Origin of the sequence: Pseudotabrizicola sp. 4114, from assembly GCF_031457365.1 — a bacterium.
GTDB lineage: Bacteria > Pseudomonadota > Alphaproteobacteria > Rhodobacterales > Rhodobacteraceae > Pseudotabrizicola.
The window spans coordinates 111,989-131,768 of record NZ_JAVDWP010000009.1 but is presented as its reverse complement, the minus strand read 5'-3'; the positions used below and the strand labels follow the sequence as shown (position 1 = coordinate 131,768).

Below are 19,780 nucleotides of genomic sequence, written 5' to 3'. Positions count from 1 at the left end.
TGCCTCTGCCAGAATGTCCTGTATTGATGTCGTCATGGTTCAACCTCCGAATCTTGTGGATGAGATTTCGCGCTCGGCGGCCTTGGGATTGGCCCGCAACCGTTCCTTGATGTCTTCTGCCACGGCCCCGACATGTACATCTTCAAGACCACCCCGCAGGCCATCCAGAATACTGCGCGACAGGACGCGCGCCGTGACCCTTGGCTGGGGCATGGTCTGGAACCAATCGGAATCCGAGGCGCCGCTGAAGACGTTCATGACACGAATGCCGCCGCCCGCCAGCTCGGCCCGCAGGCTGAGCGAGAAATTCAGCGCCGCGGCATGGGCCATGGCATATCCGGCCAAAGCGGCGGAAGGGGTTTGTGCATAGGCTGAAAACAGGTTGACCCAGGCCACCGCACCGGCTTCGCCATCCGCGCCCCGCCCCGCCATCACCGGACCAAAACTTGCTGCCAACCGCATCAGCCCCATCGCCAGCATATCCAACGCATCGGCGGCATGACAAAGCTGTCCGGGGGCCAGATAGCCGCCCGGGCGAATATGATCGGCGGTATTAATCAGGATTTCGATCTTGGCCCCATAGGCACGGACAAGCTCGTAGACCGATCGCTCGCTTCTGACATCGAGCGGCACCACCTGGACTGCCGCGTGCTGGCGCAGTTCATTTTCCCAGGCAAGTGGCTTCCACAGGTCAGGCAAACCCACGAAAATCTTGCGCGCACCGGCCTGCAGAAGATCGCGAACCAGCGCCGGGGTCACCGGATTGCGGCCATCGGTGATCAGGATGCGACGGTGACGGGGATCCGCGGTCATCTCGCGCCATTGCGGATCGCTCAATGGGTCGCCACCGGTCTCTGCGGGCGCGGCATAAAAGACCGCCTGCCCTGCCTTGTCGAGCTTGAGGCTCATCGTCGCCCTCCCGTCGATGGCACAATCATAGTGCCCATGCGCCAGCACAGTGGGCCCACAATCGAGGCGCACCAGCACCACCCGCCAGGGTGCGCGCTCGCGAAAATAATTCAGAAAGGGAATATCCGCCTCTGTGACAGAGAGAACCGTTCCGCTGGGCGCCGTATCGGCAAGCTCATATTCCCCCCCCAGGCAGTTGGGGCAACAATCACGCGCCGGAACCGAAAACTGGCCGCATGTCTTGCAGCGCGGCAGTGCGAAACGGCCTTCGGCTGCGGCCTGGGTGAACAGATGGGCCTGACGGCTGCGCGCACGCGGTGGAAGAACCAGCTGACGCGTCCGGTGCAGCGGATCCTTGTTCTTCGGCGGCTCAAGCGGTTTGAACATCATGACTCTCCCGACAGAATAACTGCCGCCGAAGCAAGACCGCGGTCGTAGTTGATCATTCCAAATCCACAGGACATCGCATGTTTTGCCTTGGCAACCTGGGTAGCACCGGCCCGGCCCGTGACCTGTCGCACCGCCTCGACCAACCCCAGAAAGCCGCCGCCGACCCCTGCCTGACCGACCGACAGCTGGCCGCCCGAGGTATTGTGAGGAAAGCTGCCCGCGATTGTCAGATCGTGGCTCCGCACGAATTCGGCGCCCTCGCCCTTGGCGCAGAAGCCCAGATCCTCGAATTGCATCATCGAGATGAACGGATAATCGTCATAGGTCTCAATCACGTCGATCTGCGACGGCTGCAACCCGGCCATCGCGTAAAGCTCATCGACATCCACCGCCCAGCCGCCGCGTTCCTGGATCAGATCACCGGAAAACGCATTGTGCCGCTCGATCGACCCGCTGAGGCGGGCGAAGGGCAGACCTTGAGCTTTGGCCGTCGCCTCGCGCATCACAAGAAAACCTTCCGCGCCGGCGCAGGGCATGACGCAATCAAACAGATGGATCGGCGCTGCAATCGCCCGCGCCTTCATATAGGTCTCAAGGTCCAGTGGCACTTTGAACAGCGCATTGGGATTCCTCAGCGCATTCTCCCGCTGGGCAACGGCGATTTTGCCAAAATCCTCGCGCCGGGCGCCGTATTTTCGCATGTAGTGCGACGCGATCAACGCGAAACTCACATTGGGTCCACCCGCGCCATAGGGAAACACGCCGTCTTGGGAGAAGCGCGAAAAGGATTTCAGAGATTCCTCGAAACTGTCGACCGCATTGGTATCTGCCCCGATGCAGGCGACAATGTCGACATCCCCCGCCTGCACCGCACGCGCGGCACGGCGCAGCCCAAGAATGGCGGCCGCGCCGCCAAATGGCAGGAAATCAATGAATCGCGGCGACAGGCCGAAATGCTGCGTCAACCCGATCACAGTGTCCGGCGCGGTTGAAAAACTGCCAATCGAAAGTCCGTCAAGATCCCGATGATCGAGACCAGCCTCCCCTGCCAGAGCGGCAAGAGCCCGCCCGATCCACCAGGTCGTGTTTTCGGATGAATACCTGCTGTAAGGAATCGTGACAGGCGTGGTGATCACCACATCGATATAGGATTGTCGCGTGGGTTTGCTCATTGCGGCCGAACCTCTCTATGCTCCGCCTGCCGTCAGGTGACGGCGGTGAGCTTGACTTCGATATTGCCGCGCGTGGCGTTGGAATAAGGGCAGCGCTCATGCGCGCCTTCCAGGATTTCATTGGCCAATCCCTGATCAAGGCCCGGCATGGCGACCACAAGTTCAACCGCCAGTGCATAGCCGACTTCGACAGGCCCCATGCCCACTTTGGCGGAGACCGTGGTTTCGATGGGCAGACTGATCTTTCTGGTTCTGGCGACGAGTTTCACCGCTCCCAGAAAGCAGGCCGCATAACCGGCGCCAAACAGCTGCTCGGGGTTGGTTCCGCTGCCGCCCGGACCACCAAGCTCCTTGGGAACGACCAGTGCCACGTCAAGATTGCCATCGTCGCTGCGGGCACGGCCATCGCGGCCGCCCTCGGCAGTCATGGTTGCTTCATACAGGATTTTCTGAGGTGTCTTCATGATAGGGCTTCTTTCAGCAAGCAGGTGTTTCCGGTGGTGGTCAGCAATGGCATCGCGGCGCGTAGCCGAGTCACAACCCTTTGGAGTTTGTTCTGAATTTCTGGAGAATTGCGGCGGGACCAATTCGCCGTTCCGGCTGATGCCGGGGTCGGTCAATCGCTTCTGCCCTGCTGCCCGTTCCTCGTCTACCTCGTCTTGATACCAGTTTCACCTTGCTCAGTTCCTGATGAGTTCGGGAAGCCACAGCGCCAGTTGCGGAAAGATAACCAACAGAACGACAAGCAGCAGCGTGCACAAGATGAAGGGCACCGCTGCGCGCGCGACTTCTATGATCGTTGTTCCGGGCGGGCTGACGCTCAGCATCACGAACAGAAGCAGGCCGAATGGCGGAGTCGCAAGGCTCAGTTCAAGGCCAAGCAGCATGACGACCCCGAACCAGACCGGATCGAAACCGTGCAAAGCGATCAGCGGCATGAAGATCGGAATGGTCAACATCATGATGGAAAGCTGGTCCATGAACATGCCGAGGATCAGGACGATCAGGAACATCAAGCCGACAAGTGCCATCGGGCTGAGATCAAGGGTTTTTGCATAGCCGATCAACCCCGCGGACGCACCGGAAAACGCCAGCAGCTGGGAAAACGTTGTCGATCCCACGATGATGATCAGCATCATTCCCGAAACCTTCAGCGCCTCCATCAGCGATTTATTGATCGCACTGAAGGTCAGAACCCCTTGGAAGACCGCGAGGATGATGACGGCCAACGTGCCAAAGGCTGCCGATTCCGAAGGCGTCGCCCAGCCCAGAAGGATCATCCCGATCACGGCAAAGACCACCAGCCCCATCGGCAGAACATCGACGACCACTGCGTGGAAGATTTCCCGCGCGCTTGCGCGTTGGGTGTCATAGCCGGGCGCGGCATCCGGATCGAGTTTGATCTGCACGGCAATGACGATGATAAAGCCCACCGCAAGGATGAGGCCGGGGATCAGGCCCGCGATCAGCAGAGCCCCCACATCGATCCGCGCCAGCGATCCTAACAGCACCGCAAGCGACGAGGGCGGGATGATCATCGCGAGGCCACCCGTCGCCAGGATCGGCCCCATGATCATGTGCTTTTTGTAGCCCCGTTTGATCATGTCGGGAAGCAGTGTGGTTCCCAGCAGGGCCGTATTGGCAATCGAGGATCCCGAAAGCGTTGCGAAGAGCGTTCCGCCGGCGACGGTCAGATAGGAAAGCCGCCCCTTGATTGATCCAAAGCATTTGTCCAATGCGTCGAAAACCCGCGCCGCAAGTCCCGTGTGAAACAACAGCGCGCCCATCAGCATGAATAGTGGCACCGGAACAAGTGCGAAACTTGTCACTGCCGTCGTCGAATTGGTAATCGCCTGATCAATGCCGGCCATTCCGCCCATAAAGATGGCTGCGCCGAAGACGTTGACCGCAAAGAAAGCCACCACCACCGGCGTCCCGATGAACATGCAGAACAGCAGACCACCAACCAGGTATAGTGCGGAGAGATACCATTCCATCAGCCTTCTCCCTGCGAACCATGGAAACGCTCACCGCGCACCAGAATGAGAAGAAACTCGATGGCCATAAGCCCAAGCCCGACGCTCAGCATCACATAGAGAACCGAACCAGGGAAATTGATGGATCGCATGTCGACCGCACCGCTTCGGGTTACCTCGACAGCAATGACGGCAGCGCGCCAACTCACCAGTCCAAGCACCAGCACCGACAGCATCAAGGAAAGCCGCGACGCGACATACTGACCAGCTTTCGGCATTTTTTCGACAAAAGACTGGATCGCCACATGGCCATTGGTGCGAACCAGATAGGGCGCGATCGCCATCGTACTGAACAGAAGACCATACTCTATCAGCGCACTTGTCGATTGGATTGCGCGATATCCAAGATTGCGCAGCGCCACATCGGCGATGATCGCCACAGTGATAAACACAAGACAGGCCGCACCCAGAGCAACCAGGACCTTGAGCACGCCGTCATATAGTCTCATCAAGAACATGAGCAGGATCTTCCACATGTAAGGAAGGGCGCTGCTTCAAAGCAGGCGCCCTTGCAATCTCGGTTACGGACGATAGTACGCAGCGCGCAAGCCGTCGTAATATTCGGACCCAGCATCTTCCATACGCTTCCAAACCGAGTCAAAGGCCCCATTCAGGTACTTTTGCTCGGCCTCCCCTTCCAGCGCGAGGAACTGCATTCCAGAGGCCTTGACCGCGTCTTCTGATTTCTTGGTCTCAGCCTGGAAATAGTCATAGGAGATCTGCTCATATTCCGCAGTCAACCGCGTCAACAGCTCTTTCGCCTCATCGCTGAGCGCATCATATTTCTCAACGTTGGTGGCAACAGCCAGGTCGGTCTGGAAAAAGCCCGGGTCGATCCGATAGTTCAGGAACTTGTCCCATGACAGATCTTCAATGCCATTCGCCGTCCAGCCAGTCCCGTCAAAGGTACTGCGTTCGAGGCCGGTAAAGACATCCGTCACAGCCATATTGACAGGGATGATTCCGAGCGACTCAAAAAAGGTCGTGTAAAGGGGCGATGTCCGGATCCGCAGGCCGTCAAAGTCAAATCCGCCATCTTCGGTTCGCTTGGGTTCGTTGATCGTGTAGATATGGAACTTGATGCCGCCGTCGAGCTGCCCGTTTATAACGATCCCGAGTTTCTTTCGCGCAGCTTCCTGCATGATGGCAAGGCCGCCATTGGCGCGGGCTTCCATCGGGGTGACGGTCGAGCCGGTCCATGCATCGCCTTCGGGCATAGACCCCAGATAATAGGCCAGCGGGCCGTAATACATGTCGACGACACCGCGTCGCACCGCATCTACCTGCTGATTTTGCGGAAACATCTCGGGCCCGCCGATATACTCGATCCGGATCAGGCCTTCGCCATTCTCATTCACGTAATCCACATAGCGTTTGAAACTCTGGGTGAGGATCATGGAATCAGGGAAGGCCGTGATCGCACGCAGCGTCTCTTCGGCAGTCGCCGATGTGGTCGTTCCGGCGGCCAGGATGAGGGCAGCCGACAGCTTCTTTATCGAGAGTGCAGAAAATGGTCTGAGTAGATCGAACAGCATGTTTCCCTCCAGTTGAACTTAGTATCTTTTCGTTTCCGTTGGCTGTCGCGCGACTGAGATAAAGCGATCAACCCCTTACCATCGGGATGCGCAGGGAATCCCGCTATCCCGCAGGGGCAAGGTCGTGTGCATTTTGGGGACTATCGACCCTTAGGTTGCGCGTGGTTTGAGGCTATTGTCTTCAACGGCTCTGCGCGATGTCTTCAGTCGGTTCGGCATTACACCTCCTGGCGGGCCGGGTGTTACAGGGCCACCCAACCTGCGGGCGGCTTACCCCTGCCCGGGTGCACGGCTCCGCAATTGGGGCAGGTGCGCGCCTCGATGCTGTTGTGGAACGCCTCGTAGATCTTCGGCAACTCGGTGACGATGCCCTCAGGGCCATGGAGCGTGACCTCGGCGCGGTGCACCAGTGCCTGACACTCGAAGCAATACCATTCGAAGCCTTCTTTCATGCCCGGCTGCCGCGGCGCCTCGACGACGATCCCGATCGATCCTTCCTGAGGGCGCTGCGGTGCATGGCGCACATGCGGCGGCAGAAGAAATACCTCACCTTCGCGCACCGGCACATCGTAGATCTTGCCGCCATCGGCGATCTTCAGCATCATGTCGCCCTTCTGCTGAAAGAACCACTCCTCGACCGGGTCATCGTGAAAATCGACCCGAGTATTGGGACCACCCACCACCATGACGATCATGTCGCCCGCCGTGTGCATCAGCTTGTTGCCCACGGGCGGGCGCAGATGGTCGGCGTTGTCTTCACACCATTTCTTGAAGTTGAACGGCTTCAGGCTGGGGTGCAGTGGCATGGAATCCTCCGGGTTGGCCTGGTCGCGGCGGATCAGAACGCCGTCATTTAAGTATCATATTCAAAGCCGCGCCTTCGGTGAGCAATATTGTATAAATTCGGTATAGGGATACTGAATACCAGAGCGTCATGAGAACAAGATAACTGATCCGATCAGGGCCAGCCCTCCGGCCAGACCCAGCAGACCTCCGTTGAAGCGTTCGCCCTTGAAAAACAGCGCGACGAGTGCGGCCGAGAAGAACAGATCGAGCGCGCCCAACAGCGCGACCGTAGACACCGGCGCCAGACTCAAGGAAAAGAATTGCAGCGTCTGTCCGATCCCGAGCGACAAGGCCGTCGTCCAGTGCCAGATCCCGCGGTCGCACAGCAGGTGGTGAAAGGCATGTGCCGGTCTGGCAGAGATCACGGCGAGCGCAGAAAACCAGATCAGCCCCACCATTGCCCCCAGCAAGGTGCCCAATAGCGGATCAGGGATGTCCACCAGACCCATGCGTCGGAAGCTGTAGGCAAGCGCGTAAGACAGCGCCGAGGCAATGCCGATCAGATCTCCTGCCAGACTCGGATTCCGGGCGTCGCGCTGCGACAGCACCTGATAGCAAAGCACGCCCAACATGATGATCGCGCCGCCCATCAGCACCTTCAGATCCGGCCATTCGCCCAAAAGCACCAGACCACAGGGCACTGCAAAAACCGGGATCAGGCGGCGCAACAGACCGGCCTTGATGGCACCGATCCGCTCGATTGACCGATACATGGTTATGCGACCGACGACCGTGGCGCAGAAGCCGGCAAGCGCGAACAGGCCAAGGCCGCGCCAACTGTCCCGGTCGGCCAGCTGGTGCAGGGATACCTTGCCCCAGATCCCCCAGAGACCCAAGGTCAGGAAGAAGACAACGATGACTGACAGAAAGACGCCGTTGTCGCCTTTTGCCTCCGCCTTGCCCCGCGTGATCGCAACACCGGCAACGCCATAGGCCATGGCCGACAACACGGCGAGAAACTCTCCCGTCATCGCCTTAACGTCAGAGCGTGAGACCGCAGGTCTCGAAGGCGGCGCGGGTGGCAGCCTTTTCCGCGTCCGTCAGCTCCAGCATCGGATGGCGGACGTGGCCGCCGACCTGGCCCAGCAATTCCTGCCAGTATTTGCCATGCGCCGTCGGCTTGCCCGGCGGTTTTGTCTGCCTGATCGCCTCGCGTACCGGGTTCAGACTGTCGCGCACTTTGCGAGCCGCGTCGAACTTTCCGGCAAAGGCCAGCTGCGTGTATTCATGCATCCGCATGTCGTTCGCCGTCTGCAGCTGATAAGGCGGCGAGGAGCAGAGGTAGAGCTGCCAGCCCAACTCCTCGATGTTGTCGAGCCATTCTTCCTCTGAAGAGGTTGATACAAGGATGCGGTCGCCGACCATCCGGGTGAGCCGCGCATACATCTCACGCGGAACCGAGTATTTGATCGCCATGATGTTGGGCAGCTCGGCAATCCGGGCGCAGGTCTCGGGTGCCATCAGATAGCCGCTATCGGGGTGCGACCACATGGCGATGCCGATATCGAGGCGATCACAAAGATACTTGTAGTAGTTATAGAGGACCTCGTCGCGGTCGCTGCAAAAGCTGAGCATCGGCGCATGGACGACGACATAGTCGGCACCGCAATCCTGCGCATGCAGACCCAGTTCCAGCACCGTATCGACGTTCTGGTCCGAGATCGACATGATCGTCCCGGCCTTTCCACCGCATTCTTCGGCAGCGATCGTCATGTTGCGCTTGCGCTCGTCCAGAGACATCGACCAGAACTCGCCCTGTTTACCCGCGATGAACAGGCCTTGAATCTGCAGGTCGTCAATCCAGTGGCGGATGTTACGGCGCAGGCCGGCTTCATTCAGACTGCCGTCCGCTTGAAATGGATTCAGCGCAGCCGCCCAGATGCCACGCATGGAGGCGCGGGCATGTGCCTTGGCGTCGTGTTTGGTATATTTCATCGGACAAGCGCCTTTGATGGTGCGGGTTTGATGGGTCAGGCGCGAAACTGAGCGGAAACAACCGCATTTTCAAATTGAATCTTTGAAATCAGGTATAGACAAAAAGAATGTCAAGCGCTTTTGGTTTCAGGTTATTGGTCGCGCAAAAAGCGAGGAACGTCATGAAGATTGGTTTGATCGGTCGCGGTGCCATTGCCCAATACGTAGAAACCATGCTGGAAGCCAAGGGCCACCGGGTCGCGGCCTATCTGTTGCGACCCGAGCGCGCAGCACAGATGGGGCCGCAGCAGAGTGACGGGCCGGTATTCGTGTCGGCAGTCGCGGCATTGCCCGCGGATCTGGATCTGATCGTCGATTGTGCCGGGCATCAGGCGCTGCGCGAATACGGGGCCGAGATTCTTCGCGCCGGTCACAATCTGACCACGGTTTCGCTGGGCGCGCTGGCCGATCCGGTGATTGAAGACGAACTGCGGCGTGCGGCGGCCGACGGCGGAACCACGCTTTATCTGGCCAGTGGTGCGATCGGTGCGCTCGACGCGCTGCGTGCAGCCCGCATCGGGACACTGCACAAGGTGCGCTATGTGGGACGAAAGCCGCCCGAGGGGTGGCGCGGCTCCCGCGCTGAAGATCGGCTGGATCTTTCGGCGCTGAAAGACGGACCACAGACCCATTTCACCGGCACAGCACGCGAGGCGGCGCAGCTTTATCCCAAGAATGCCAATGTTGCCGCTGCCGTCGCCCTGGCCGGGATCGGCTTTGACCGGACAGAGGCCGAATTGATCGCCGATCCGACGATTTCCGCGAATATTCATGAAATCTTCGCCGAGGGAGACTTCGGCGAATTCAAATTCTGCATCGCAGGCAGCACCCTGCCCGGCAACCCCAGAACTTCCGCCTTGGCAGCCATGAGCGTTGTCGATACGATTCAGCAGCTCTCCAACGCAATTCGTTTCTAGGAAAGACGCCTTGGCATCCGGTCATGCCCGTATTCTGGATCATGTATCCACGCGGTTGAAACTCAAGCAGCTGCGACTGCTTGTTGCGGTTGGCAAGCATGGCAACATCCAGAATGCCGCGCGCGAGATGAATGTTTCCCAGCCCTCGGCGACGAAAATGATCCAGGATCTGGAGCTGGATTTCGAAGTTCAGCTGTTTGAGCGCACCAATCGCGGCGTTGTGCCGACCTCTTTCGGTGAAGTCCTGATCCGCCACGGCAAGCTGATCTTTGCGCAGATATCCAACGCCGCACAAGAGCTCGACAACCTCAATGAAGGCAGCAGCGGGCGTATTGTGATCGGCACCCTGCTGGCGGCCTCTGCCAATCTTTTGCCACGGGCGATCAAACAGGTTCTGGCAGAACGCCCCCGGCTTGCCATCAAGGTTGTCGAGGGCACCAATGAAGTGTTGATGCCCGAATTGCGCACCGGCGCGATTGACCTTGTCGTCGGCCGGCTTCCGACCCACCGCCACCGGAATGAACTGTTTCAGGAAAAGCTGTTCGACGAACAGGTTCTGGTCGTTGTGGGCACCCAGCATCCGCTGGCACAGCGCAAGGCCCTGTCGTTTGGCGCGCTCAAACCCTATGGCTGGATCGTGCCGCCGGTCGAGACCAGTCTGCGCCGTCAGCTCGATCAGTACTTTCTGAAACAAGACCAGTATGTGCCGCCGTTTTCGCTGGAATCTGTCTCCTATCTGACCAACCGCAACCTGCTGCAGACGAATGATTTTATCGGTTTGATGCCGGCCCAGGCGGCGGCGCAGGAAATCGCCTCCGGCCATCTGGCGCAGCTTGATCTCGAGTTGCCGTTCGGCGGCGGACCGGTCGGCGTGACCTACCGCATGCAGGGCCAGCTGTCCCCTGCCGGAGAAGCGATGCTGCAGGCCCTGCGCAATGCCTCAAGCAGCATCAGCTGATCCATGACAACCGCCCTTGCGGCGGTCACGGCGCAGCAGGTATTGCGAAACACGATATCCGTATTCGGTCAATTCAGTTGAAAGCGTAGGGGGCCTCGCGCGATCTATCGGTAACCGTTCTCTGACAGAGGCCCGATCATGTATCCTGACCTGAAGCTCTATATTGCTGGCGAATGGCGTAAGACCTCTGAAGATCTCGCCGTGCTCAATCCGGCAACGGAAGAAGAGATCGGCAGGCATCCCCGGGCGTCGCGGCGCGATCTTGACGATGCGCTCTCTGCCGCTGTCGAAGGGTTTGCGATCTGGCGCAGGACCGCGCCACGTGAACGTGCCAATGTGATCCTCAGAGCCGCCGCACTGATGCGTGAACGCCTGGAAGAGATTGCCCGATCAATCACCCTGGAACACGGAAAGCCCCTGCGTCAGGCCCGGTTGGAAGTGATCCGCGGCGCCGAGTTCTTTGAGTGGGACGCGGGCGAGGCGATGCGGACCTATGGCCGGGTGATCCCCTCCGGGCCCGGAGAGAGCTTTACCGTCCATCACCAACCCTGCGGTGTGGTCGCGGCCTTCTCGCCCTGGAACTTTCCGATGAGCCAACCGGCGCGCAAGATCGGTGGCGCGCTTGCCGCCGGCTGTTCGATCATCCTGAAGGCCGCCGAGGAAACCCCCGCAGGTGCCCTCCATATCGCCCGGGCGTTTGAGGACGCAGGATTGCCGCGCGGCGTGTTAAATCTGGTCTTCGGCGATCCGGCAGAGATTTCGGGATATCTGATCCCGCAAGAACCGGTCCGTCTGGTCGCCTTTACCGGCTCGACCGTCGTCGGGCGGCATCTGACGACGCTGGCCTCGGAACATATGACGCCGGTGCTGATGGAGCTTGGCGGCCATGCTCCGGTGATCGTCTGCGAAGATACCGACGTGGAAAAGGCCGCGATCAGCGGGGCGGTCCGCAAGTATCGCAATGCCGGGCAGGTCTGCACCTCGCCCACCCGGTTCTTTGTGCATGACAGCGTGTACGAGCGCTTCCGGGATACCTTCGTCCGGCGTGCCGCCGAAACCGTCGTCGGCAACGGTCTGGAAGATGGGGTAGAGATGGGGCCCCTGGCCAACGAGCGGCGCATCACCGCCCTGAGCGAGTTGGTCGAGGACGCCCGCGCCAAGGGTGCCGAGGTCCTTGCCGGCGGCAAACGTCATGGCGACAAGGGATATTTCTTCCAGCCAACCGTTCTCGCCAATGTCCCCGAAGCAGCGCGGGTCATGCAGGAAGAACCGTTCGGCCCGCTCGCCGTCATCAACCCGGTGCCGTCTCTGGACGCGGCCATCGCGCAAGCGAACTCGGTTCCCTATGGGCTGGCAGGCTACGCCTTTACCAACCGGGCCGACTACCTGGCCCAGCTGAGCGAAGAAGTCGAAGTCGGCAACCTCTCGATCAACACGCTGGAGGCCTCAATGCCCGAGACTCCGTTCGGCGGGGTGAAATCAAGTGGTTATGGACGTGAAGGCGGCAGCGAAGGGATCAGCAACTACATGGTGATCAAACATGTCTGGCATAGCAGTAAAATCGCCTGACAAGTATCCATGTGAAGACCTGCAGGCGGCACGCATCGCTCGGCTTTCAAAGCCCCATCGCCTTCGGGCGAAAGGCCCGGGAAGTGAGCTGAACGCTCTTCACAAAAGCCGGGCAAGTCCAGGAAGATGTGCTGCCAGTCCGTCGACCATTTGATTTCCGCCCTGCACTTCAATGAAAATCCCGGCTCGGGAACAGCTTTCTGGCCTGTTCGCGCGGGTGGCGGGCGCTGGATTGGCTGCGGCCCATGACGGGGCGTTTCGTCTCATCCGCCCGCCCGTCGTTGGACGGGATCATCACGGGGCGGCCAAGGGTTGCCAGCAGCGGCGAGACGTCTTCGACGTGTTCGGCAATCAGGTGGATCACCGGGCCGTCGCGTTCGATCCGCCCACGTACCTGCACAAGTCGCCCCGCGATCACCGCCTTGCGAAAAGTCTCGTAGATCTTTTTCCAGACCACGATATTGGCGGTGCCGGTTTCATCCTCCAGCGTCAGGAAGATCACGCCGGAGGCGGTGCCGGGGCGCTGGCGGGTGATGACGAGGCCGGTGACGGTGACGCGGCCTTTGGCCTGCGCCAAGCGGTCATGGGGCAGGCTTTCCGGCAGGCGGGGGCGCAAGAGTTCCATCGGGTGGGCCCGCAGGGACAGGCGCAGGGACAGGTAATCCTCGATCACCTCTTGCCCAAGTGTCATGCGTGGCAGGAAAACCGCAGGCTCGACTCCCCCTTCGCCATCCGGGCCGAACAGCGGCAGCGGTGCCGGCGCGCGCAACGCCTTGGCCGCCCAGAGCGCATCGCGGCGGGTCAGGCCGAGGGCGGCAAACGCATCGCCTTCGGCCAGCCGCTCCAGCGTGTCGGGAGGCACCCCGGCGCGGCGCCACAGGCTTTCGACATCGGGATAGCCGTTGCCACGGGCAGCGACGATCCAGTTGGCATCTTCTTCACGCAACCCCTTGATCTGGCGGAACCCCAGCCGCAGGGCCAATGCGCCATCGGCGCGGTGTTCCAGCGTGCAATCCCACTGCGAATGATCCACCGACACGGGCCGCACCTCGACCCCGCAATCGCGGGCATCGCGCACCAGTTGGGCGGGCGCGTAAAAGCCCATCGGCTGGGAGTTCAGCAGCGCACAGGTGAACACCGCCTGATGATGGCATTTGAGCCAGGCCGAGATATAGACCAGCCGGGCAAAACTGGCGGCATGACTTTCGGGGAAACCGTAACTGCCGAACCCCTCGATCTGCGCAAAACAGCGCGCGGCGAAATCGGCGTCATAGCCACGTTCCAGCATGCCGGAGACAAAGCGGTCGCGGAAGGAGCCGATGGTGCCCATGCGTTTGAAGGTGGCGAGGCTGCGGCGCAGGCGGTCCGCCTCGGACGGGGTGAAGCCCGCCGCCACCACGGCAATCTGCATCGCCTGTTCCTGAAACAGCGGCACGCCATAGGTGCGGCCCAGCACCTCCATCATCGCGGGGCCAAGGTCTTCGACCGCTTCGCGGCCCTGACGGCGGTTGATGAACGGATGCACCATGCCGCCCTGGATCGGACCGGGGCGGACGATGGCGACTTCGCAGACCAGATCGTAGAATTCCCGCGGGCGCATCCGGGGCAGAAAGTTCAACTGCGCGCGGCTTTCGACCTGAAACACCCCGATGGCATCAGCGCGGCACAGCATGTCATAGATCGCCGGATCTTCAGCAGGCGTGTTGGCCAGCGTCAGGCCAAGGCCGCGATGATCCGCCAGCAGTTTGAACGCCTTGCGGATGCAGGTCAGCATCCCCAGCGCCAGAATATCGACCTTCAACAGCCCCAGCGCGTCGATGTCATCCTTGTCCCATTCGATGATGGTGCGGTCGTCCATCGCGGCATTCTCGATCGGGCACAGCTCATCGAGGCGGCCTTGGGTAATCACAAAGCCGCCGACATGCTGGCTCAGATGACGCGGAAAACCGATGATCTCGGCGATCAGCTGGGCGGTCAGCATCATGCGTCGGTCGGTCGGGTCAAGGCCAGCATCGCGCATCCGGTCCTGTCCGGGGGCAGACGACGACCAGCCCCAGATCTGGCCGGACAGGCGGGCGACCACATCCTGAGACAGGCCCATGACCTTGCCCACCTCTCGAATGGCGGCGCGGCTGCGGAAATGGATCACGGTGGCGGTCAGCCCGGCGCGTTCGCGGCCATAGCGGTCATAGATCCACTGGATCACCTCTTCGCGGCGTTCGTGTTCGAAATCCACGTCGATATCCGGCGGCTCGCCGCGCTCCTTCGAGATGAACCGCTCAAAGATCAGGGTGATGGATTCAGGCGGCACCTCGGTGATGCCCAGAAGATAACACACAACCGAATTGGCCGCCGACCCGCGCCCTTGGCAGAGGATGCCGCGTGACCGGGCAAAGGCCACAATGTCATGCACGGTCAGGAAATAGGGCGCATAGTCCACGTCGCGGATCAGGGCGAGTTCCTTTTCCACCCGGGCCGCGATTTTGGGTGAGGCCCCATCCGGGTAGCGCCAGTGCAGGCCGTTGCGGGTCAGCCGCTCCAGCCTTGCCTGCGCGGGTTCGCCGTTCAGCGCCTCGTCGGGGTATTGATAACGCAGCTCATCCAGACGAAAGGCGCAGGCATTGGCAATCTCGACCGTGCGGCGGAGCGCGGCGGGATAGCGGTGAAACAGCCGCGCCATCTCAGCCCCCGACTTCAGCCGGTGTTCCCCATTGGTCAGGCGGTGCTGGCCGATGTTGTCGATGGTGCAGCCAATGCGCAGGCAGGTCAGCACATCGGCCAGCGGGCGGCGCGCGGCGCGGTGCATCAGCACATTGCCGACCGCCACCATGGGCAGCGCTGTGCCTTGGGCAAGCGTGGCCAGACGGTCAAGGCGCGTCTGGTCGCGACCATCATAATGCGGGGCAGCGCCCAGAAAGCACTGGCCGGGAAACGCCTTTGCAATGCGGGACATGTCGCTGCGGATAGCGGAGACCTGCCGCGCATCCGCCTCCATCAGATCGGGCGGCAGGGCGATCAGGATCAGGCCCGTGCCCCAGTCCAGCAAATCGGCGCGGGTCAGGTGGCACTCGCCTTTGGGCGCGCGGCGTTTGCCCAGCGAAAGCAGCCGTGTCAGCCGCGACCACGCCGCGATATCGGTCGGCAGGGCAAGCCACTCGACGGCAGAGTCCGTGAACACCAGCCGCGCGCCGGGGATCAGCCGCGGCAGGGCTGTATCGGGCAGGACCGGCGCAGCGGTGGCCCCGCTGAAATGCGGCACGGTCTGACGGCTGGAATGGTCAGTCACGTGCTGCGACCGGATGCTCGGCCCGTCCTGCGCGGCCTGATCGGTAGTCTGTGCTTCCTCGCGCTGCCGCGTCAGTTCCTTCAGCGCTGAAAACGCCCGCACCACGCCCGCCACAGAGTTGCGGTCGGTGATGGCGATGGCGCTGAGGCCAAGCTCTGCCGCGCGTGTGACCAGCTCTTCGGGATGCGAGGCCCCGGTCAGGAAAGTGAAGTTCGAGGTCACGCACAGCTCGGCATAGGGTGGGGAGGATTTGCCCCGCCCATCTTTTGTTAAAGGCAGGGGGGCTTTGCCCCGCCCATCTTTTGTTAAAAGCAGGGGGGCTTTGCCCCCCTGACCCCCCAGAGTATTTTTGCCAAGATGAAGGGGCGGCATCAGACAAATTCCCCCTGCACGCACCAGTTTTGCGCCCCTTCAGGCGCGGGCCAATCCGGGGCTTGCGGAGTGTGGAACAGCCACAGGCGCGGGCCTTCGCGGGTCTCGATCCGCCAGTAATCCCGCAAACCGCTGCGCCATGTCGGATCGTCGAACCACCATTCCGGGGTGATCCGTTCGGGCCCCTGCGCGCGCAGGGTGGTGAAGCGCATCCGCCGCCAGCGGAACTGCGCGGGCGGGTGGCCCGAGGCATGGCTGACGGGTTCGGGGGGGAACAGCGTGAGGGGGCGCGCCGGGCCATGCCGGGGCGGGGCCGCGACCGGCTCGGACCACGCCGCAGCGACCAGCTGAAAGCTGCGCTCGGGGATCTTGCTGTCGGCGGGCTGCATTCGGAGCACGCGGTCAAAGCCGATCCGGTTGCCGAGGCGTGAGATCAGATCGGCCAGCGCATCCTCGTGCCGCAGGGTGGGGCCGCTGCCGATTTGTTCGGGCGGCATCGGCTCGGTAATCGGGGCGGACAAGCGCATCGCGTCGATGCCAAAGCCGGAGTCGATCTCGTCCACCCCCTTGGCGAACAGGGCGGCGATGCGGGCGGGGTCGCGCATTGGCCGCGCGAGGCCAATCTCGACCTGCGCCGTGCCATGATCGACCCGGCGCAGTTCCAGCCGCAGGCGGCGCGCGCCGTGGTGATGCAGCGCCAGCGTGGCACAAAGCCGGTCCAGCAGGCGCGAAAGGCCTGCCATCACATCCGATTGCAGGCCTATCGGCTCCGGCAGGGTCATCCGCACCCCGAAATGCGGCGGCTCCGCCCCGGCGGCAACCGGCTCTGGCTGGTGACCCAGCAGCTGATCCAGACGCAGCACCAGCCCTTGACCAAAGCGGCGGGCCAGAGGTGCGCGCGGTTGAGCCAGAAGGTCGCACATCTGCGACAGGCCGACACGGGCCAAGGCCTCTGCCGTGGCATGGTCGATGCGCAGGGCAGAGACCGGCAAGCGGCTGATGCCCGCCGCCAGATCGCCATCGGCAATGATCCCGCCGCCATGGCGGGCCAGCGCATGCGCCGCCCCGCGCGTGCCTGCAATGGCGCTGCGGACCGACAGCCCGGCACGCTCCAGCCGCGCGTGCAGATCCGCGCGCAACTCTCCCTCGCCGCCAAAAAGATGTGCGACCCCGGTGATGTCGGCCATCAGCCCGTCGGTGCCGTCGCTGGCGACCATCGGCGCATAGCGGCTGGCCCAGCGGCGCAGACTGGCCAGTGCCACCGTCTCCCGCGCCAGATCGGCGGGGCGGGTGGAGAGATCGGGGCAGATCGCGCGGGCATCGGCCAGCGGCATGCCACGGTGAACGCCGCGCCGTTCCGCCGCAGGGTTCAGACAATGCAGGTGATCGGCATTGCCCGACCGATGGGTCAGGGCAAACGGCCCTTCAACGGGCCGGTTCCGCAGGCTGGCGTCGCTCGCCAGTCTCGGAAACCAGATCGAAAGCAGCCGACGCACCATGCCAGTTCAACACCCAATGCCCAAGTGTTCCCTTTTTGTTCTTACTAAGAGCCCAGCGATGTAGAGTCGAGTCCGCTGCCGCATGTGTCGCAGGCCCGGACACAGGAACGTGTGCAGACACAGGGTCGCAGCGCCAGCGCGTCTCGGTGGCAGAGCTGCCTTGGCCCTCGCGGATCAGCATCAGCCCGGTGGTCCGCCCGGTCTCTGCCGCCAGTTGCAACCGACGGCCTGCGGTCAGGGACAAGAGCTGCTGCGGCTCGGCAATGACCAGCGCGACCGGGGCCGCGCGCAGCGCCTCTTCAACGCACCACAACAGATCCGTCTCGCTCCTAGGGGTCAGCAGCAGCAACCGCTCGGACAGACCCGCAGGCAGACCGCGCAACATCGGCCGTTGCGGCTCATGCGCGGGCAGCACCCAGAGCACCGCGCCGGGATGGCGCAGGATCTGGAACAGCGCAAAGCTGCGCCGCCCCGGGCCCTCGGCCTCATGCACCCGGGCGCGCGTCAGGGCGAACGGATCGGCAAGTGCCGGGCGGGGGGCAAGGTTATGCAGGGTCGTCACGCGCATCCTCCACCACAATGTCCAGCTCGCCATCCGGCAGGGGGCGTTGCAGATGCAGCGCCTGTTCGATGGGGGCAGTCAGCCAGGCGCGCCATTCTTCGGGGCGGACCAGAATGACCGGCATCGCCTTGGGGTGAATGCGCTCCACCTCACGGTTGGGCGCACAGGTGAGGAAGCCAAAGGCATCCACCGTCACCTCGCCCTCCTTGAGTTTACGCACCGAGGTCCAGTCGGTGCGGATGCCCGCAAAGAATGCATGCGGCTGATCTTCACCAAGCGCGAACCACACCGGTTTGCCTTTGCCGGGGCCCGGGCGGCTGTCCGGCTCGGCAAAGCTGGTGAACGGCACAAGGCACCGATGTTCCACCCCCAGCCAGCGCCGCCAATATGGTGAGGCGAGGTTGCGGATGTTGGTGACACCGGGATCAGTGCGCTTGCCCGCCAGAAACTGCGGTGGCGTCGGCATGCCCCAGCGGGCCATCGACAGCTGCCAACCGCCCTGCGGTGCGTGCCGAAACACCGGCGCGGAGTAATCCGGCCAGATGTCTGGCATCGGTGGCAGGTTGCCGGTCAGGTCGTCAAACGTCTCACCAGCTTCAACGATGTCGTCAAACACATGACGCATCGCGTCCTGGCTTTTGGTCTGGGAATAGAGATTGCACATGGGCGGGGTCCGGAATCGGGAAGGCCCAAGGGTGCGAACATTTGGGGAACTTGTCCAGTGTCAGATTGCGATGTTGCTCGTGTCCCCACTTCGGCCACCTGAGCCCCGGTGGGGCGATGAATGCGCGGCACGGCCGCTGTAGCCCAAGGCTGAACCTTGGCCCGTCGCTCCGGTAGCCCGGCTGCCATCCCGAAGAATGCAGCCCTCTTCGTCCTTCAGGTCGCGCTTTGGCGGGCGGTCTTTATATGATCAAGGACAAGCGCGGCGATTTTCTCAGGCTGGTCTTCCGGCGCGAAATGTCCGCACGCGTCAAGGACAGTCAACCGCGACCCGGGGATCGCGCGATGGAGCTTGTGCGCCCAGTCGATCACCTGCCAGTGGTCATCAGCGCCCCAGATCAGGTGCACCGGCAGTTGCCCCAGTTCGGACAGCCTGTCCGCAACCTCCAGAGTGTGGATGGGATCGTAATGCCGCACCTGATGCTGAAACAGGCTCGGCTGACCGATCCAGCCGGAAATGTAGTCCAGATAGGTCTCGAGCGGGCCATCGGCGAAGCGCGCCTTGTTATGGACGGCGCTCAACAGCCAGGCGCGGAAATGGCGCCGGTGGTCGTCATCCGGCATCTTTGTCAGCACGTCCAGACCCTTCTCCATCTGCAGCCGGGTGCGCGGTGACGGGTAGCTGTCATAGCTGACCACATCAATCAACGTGAGCGACAGCAGCCGCCCCGGGTGAAAGATGCCGAACCGCTGGGCGATACCGCCCCCGATGTCATGCGCCACGAGGTGAAACCGATCAAGGCCCCAATGATCCAGCATGGCCAAAAGGATCTTTACCTGCGCGGTCATCGAGGTATCGACCTGCGGATCCTGCGGACGTTCCGACAGGCCGAAGCCCAACAGATCGAAGACATGGGTGCGGAAGCCCTGCTGGGCCACGCGCGGGGCAACGTTGCGCCAGATCAGTGATGAAGATGGCGTGCCGTGCAGAAAGACCACAGGCGCGCCGTCTCCGTGACTTCCGCTGGCGATGCGGTGGCCGTTCACAACGACCTGTTCCGTGATGAGCTGGTTCATGGGGGTTCTCTCCAT

General features: G+C 62.0%; 17 protein-coding genes. 3 read left to right on the top strand and 14 right to left on the bottom strand.

Translation table 11 applies throughout. From position 1 onward, the window contains the following. Positions 1-39: 39 nt before the first annotated feature. From J2X53_RS17815 to J2X53_RS17775, 9 genes are all read right to left on the bottom strand, one after another. Entirely contained in the window at positions 40-1,296 is a 1,257-nt protein-coding gene (locus J2X53_RS17815; protein ID WP_349038845.1) for an SDR family NAD(P)-dependent oxidoreductase, read from the bottom strand. After that, entirely contained in the window at positions 1,296-2,471 is a 1,176-nt protein-coding gene (locus tag J2X53_RS17810) for a thiolase family protein (protein WP_349038844.1), read from the bottom strand. The genes J2X53_RS17815 and J2X53_RS17810 overlap by 1 nt, the downstream gene beginning before the upstream one ends. A gap of 32 nt (positions 2,472-2,503) precedes the next feature. Beyond that, positions 2,504-2,935 (bottom strand): organic hydroperoxide resistance protein, encoded by a 432-nt coding sequence (locus J2X53_RS17805; RefSeq protein WP_349038858.1) that lies wholly within the window; start codon positions 2,933-2,935, stop codon positions 2,504-2,506. 216 nt (positions 2,936-3,151) lie between these two features. Then, positions 3,152-4,468, bottom strand: coding sequence for a TRAP transporter large permease (locus J2X53_RS17800; protein WP_349038843.1), 1,317 nt, complete (start codon positions 4,466-4,468; stop codon positions 3,152-3,154). Continuing rightward, on the bottom strand, positions 4,468-4,983 hold the full coding sequence (locus J2X53_RS17795) for a TRAP transporter small permease (protein ID WP_349038842.1): 516 nt from the start codon (positions 4,981-4,983) through the stop codon (positions 4,468-4,470). The genes J2X53_RS17800 and J2X53_RS17795 overlap by 1 nt, the downstream gene beginning before the upstream one ends. 45 nt (positions 4,984-5,028) lie before the next feature. After that, positions 5,029-6,042 (bottom strand): C4-dicarboxylate ABC transporter substrate-binding protein, encoded by a 1,014-nt coding sequence (locus tag J2X53_RS17790; RefSeq protein WP_349038841.1) that lies wholly within the window; start codon positions 6,040-6,042, stop codon positions 5,029-5,031. Between the two features lie 242 nt (positions 6,043-6,284). Beyond that, positions 6,285-6,848, bottom strand: coding sequence for a 3-hydroxyanthranilate 3,4-dioxygenase (locus J2X53_RS17785; RefSeq protein ID WP_349038840.1), 564 nt, complete (start codon positions 6,846-6,848; stop codon positions 6,285-6,287). Between the two features lie 126 nt (positions 6,849-6,974). Continuing rightward, on the bottom strand, positions 6,975-7,859 hold the full coding sequence (locus J2X53_RS17780; RefSeq protein ID WP_349038839.1) for a DMT family transporter: 885 nt from the start codon (positions 7,857-7,859) through the stop codon (positions 6,975-6,977). A 10-nt stretch (positions 7,860-7,869) separates the two neighbouring features. Then, entirely contained in the window at positions 7,870-8,823 is a 954-nt protein-coding gene (locus J2X53_RS17775) for a dihydrodipicolinate synthase family protein (RefSeq protein ID WP_349038838.1), read from the bottom strand. Positions 8,824-8,984: 161 nt separating this feature from the next. Between J2X53_RS17775 and J2X53_RS17770 the strand changes: the two genes are divergently transcribed. The 3 genes from J2X53_RS17770 to J2X53_RS17760 all read left to right on the top strand — a co-directional run bounded on the left by J2X53_RS17770 (position 8,985) and on the right by J2X53_RS17760 (position 12,306). Next, complete coding sequence (locus tag J2X53_RS17770; RefSeq protein ID WP_349038837.1) at positions 8,985-9,779, top strand: aspartate dehydrogenase; 795 nt, start codon at positions 8,985-8,987, stop codon at positions 9,777-9,779. 10 nt (positions 9,780-9,789) lie between these two features. Continuing rightward, complete coding sequence (locus J2X53_RS17765; RefSeq protein ID WP_349038836.1) at positions 9,790-10,737, top strand: LysR substrate-binding domain-containing protein; 948 nt, start codon at positions 9,790-9,792, stop codon at positions 10,735-10,737. Between the two features lie 138 nt (positions 10,738-10,875). Next, positions 10,876-12,306: an NAD-dependent succinate-semialdehyde dehydrogenase gene (locus J2X53_RS17760; protein ID WP_349038835.1), complete on the top strand. Its 1,431-nt coding sequence runs from the start codon at positions 10,876-10,878 to the stop codon at positions 12,304-12,306. Between the two features lie 169 nt (positions 12,307-12,475). On the opposite strand, the gene J2X53_RS17755 is transcribed toward J2X53_RS17760, so the two are convergent. The 5 genes from J2X53_RS17755 to J2X53_RS17735 form a co-directional block, all read right to left on the bottom strand. Continuing rightward, positions 12,476-15,871 (bottom strand): error-prone DNA polymerase, encoded by a 3,396-nt coding sequence (locus tag J2X53_RS17755; protein ID WP_349038857.1) that lies wholly within the window; start codon positions 15,869-15,871, stop codon positions 12,476-12,478. 92 nt (positions 15,872-15,963) lie between these two features. Further along, positions 15,964-17,463: a DNA polymerase Y family protein gene (locus J2X53_RS17750; RefSeq protein WP_349038834.1), complete on the bottom strand. Its 1,500-nt coding sequence runs from the start codon at positions 17,461-17,463 to the stop codon at positions 15,964-15,966. Further along, on the bottom strand, positions 17,390-18,025 hold the full coding sequence (locus tag J2X53_RS17745) for a hypothetical protein (protein ID WP_349038833.1): 636 nt from the start codon (positions 18,023-18,025) through the stop codon (positions 17,390-17,392). Before J2X53_RS17745 ends, J2X53_RS17750 begins: the two co-directional genes overlap by 74 nt. Next, positions 18,009-18,689: an SOS response-associated peptidase family protein gene (locus J2X53_RS17740; RefSeq protein ID WP_349038832.1), complete on the bottom strand. Its 681-nt coding sequence runs from the start codon at positions 18,687-18,689 to the stop codon at positions 18,009-18,011. The genes J2X53_RS17745 and J2X53_RS17740 overlap by 17 nt, the downstream gene beginning before the upstream one ends. 215 nt (positions 18,690-18,904) lie before the next feature. Beyond that, positions 18,905-19,765, bottom strand: coding sequence for an alpha/beta hydrolase (locus tag J2X53_RS17735; RefSeq protein ID WP_349038831.1), 861 nt, complete (start codon positions 19,763-19,765; stop codon positions 18,905-18,907). Positions 19,766-19,780 lie beyond the last annotated feature (15 nt).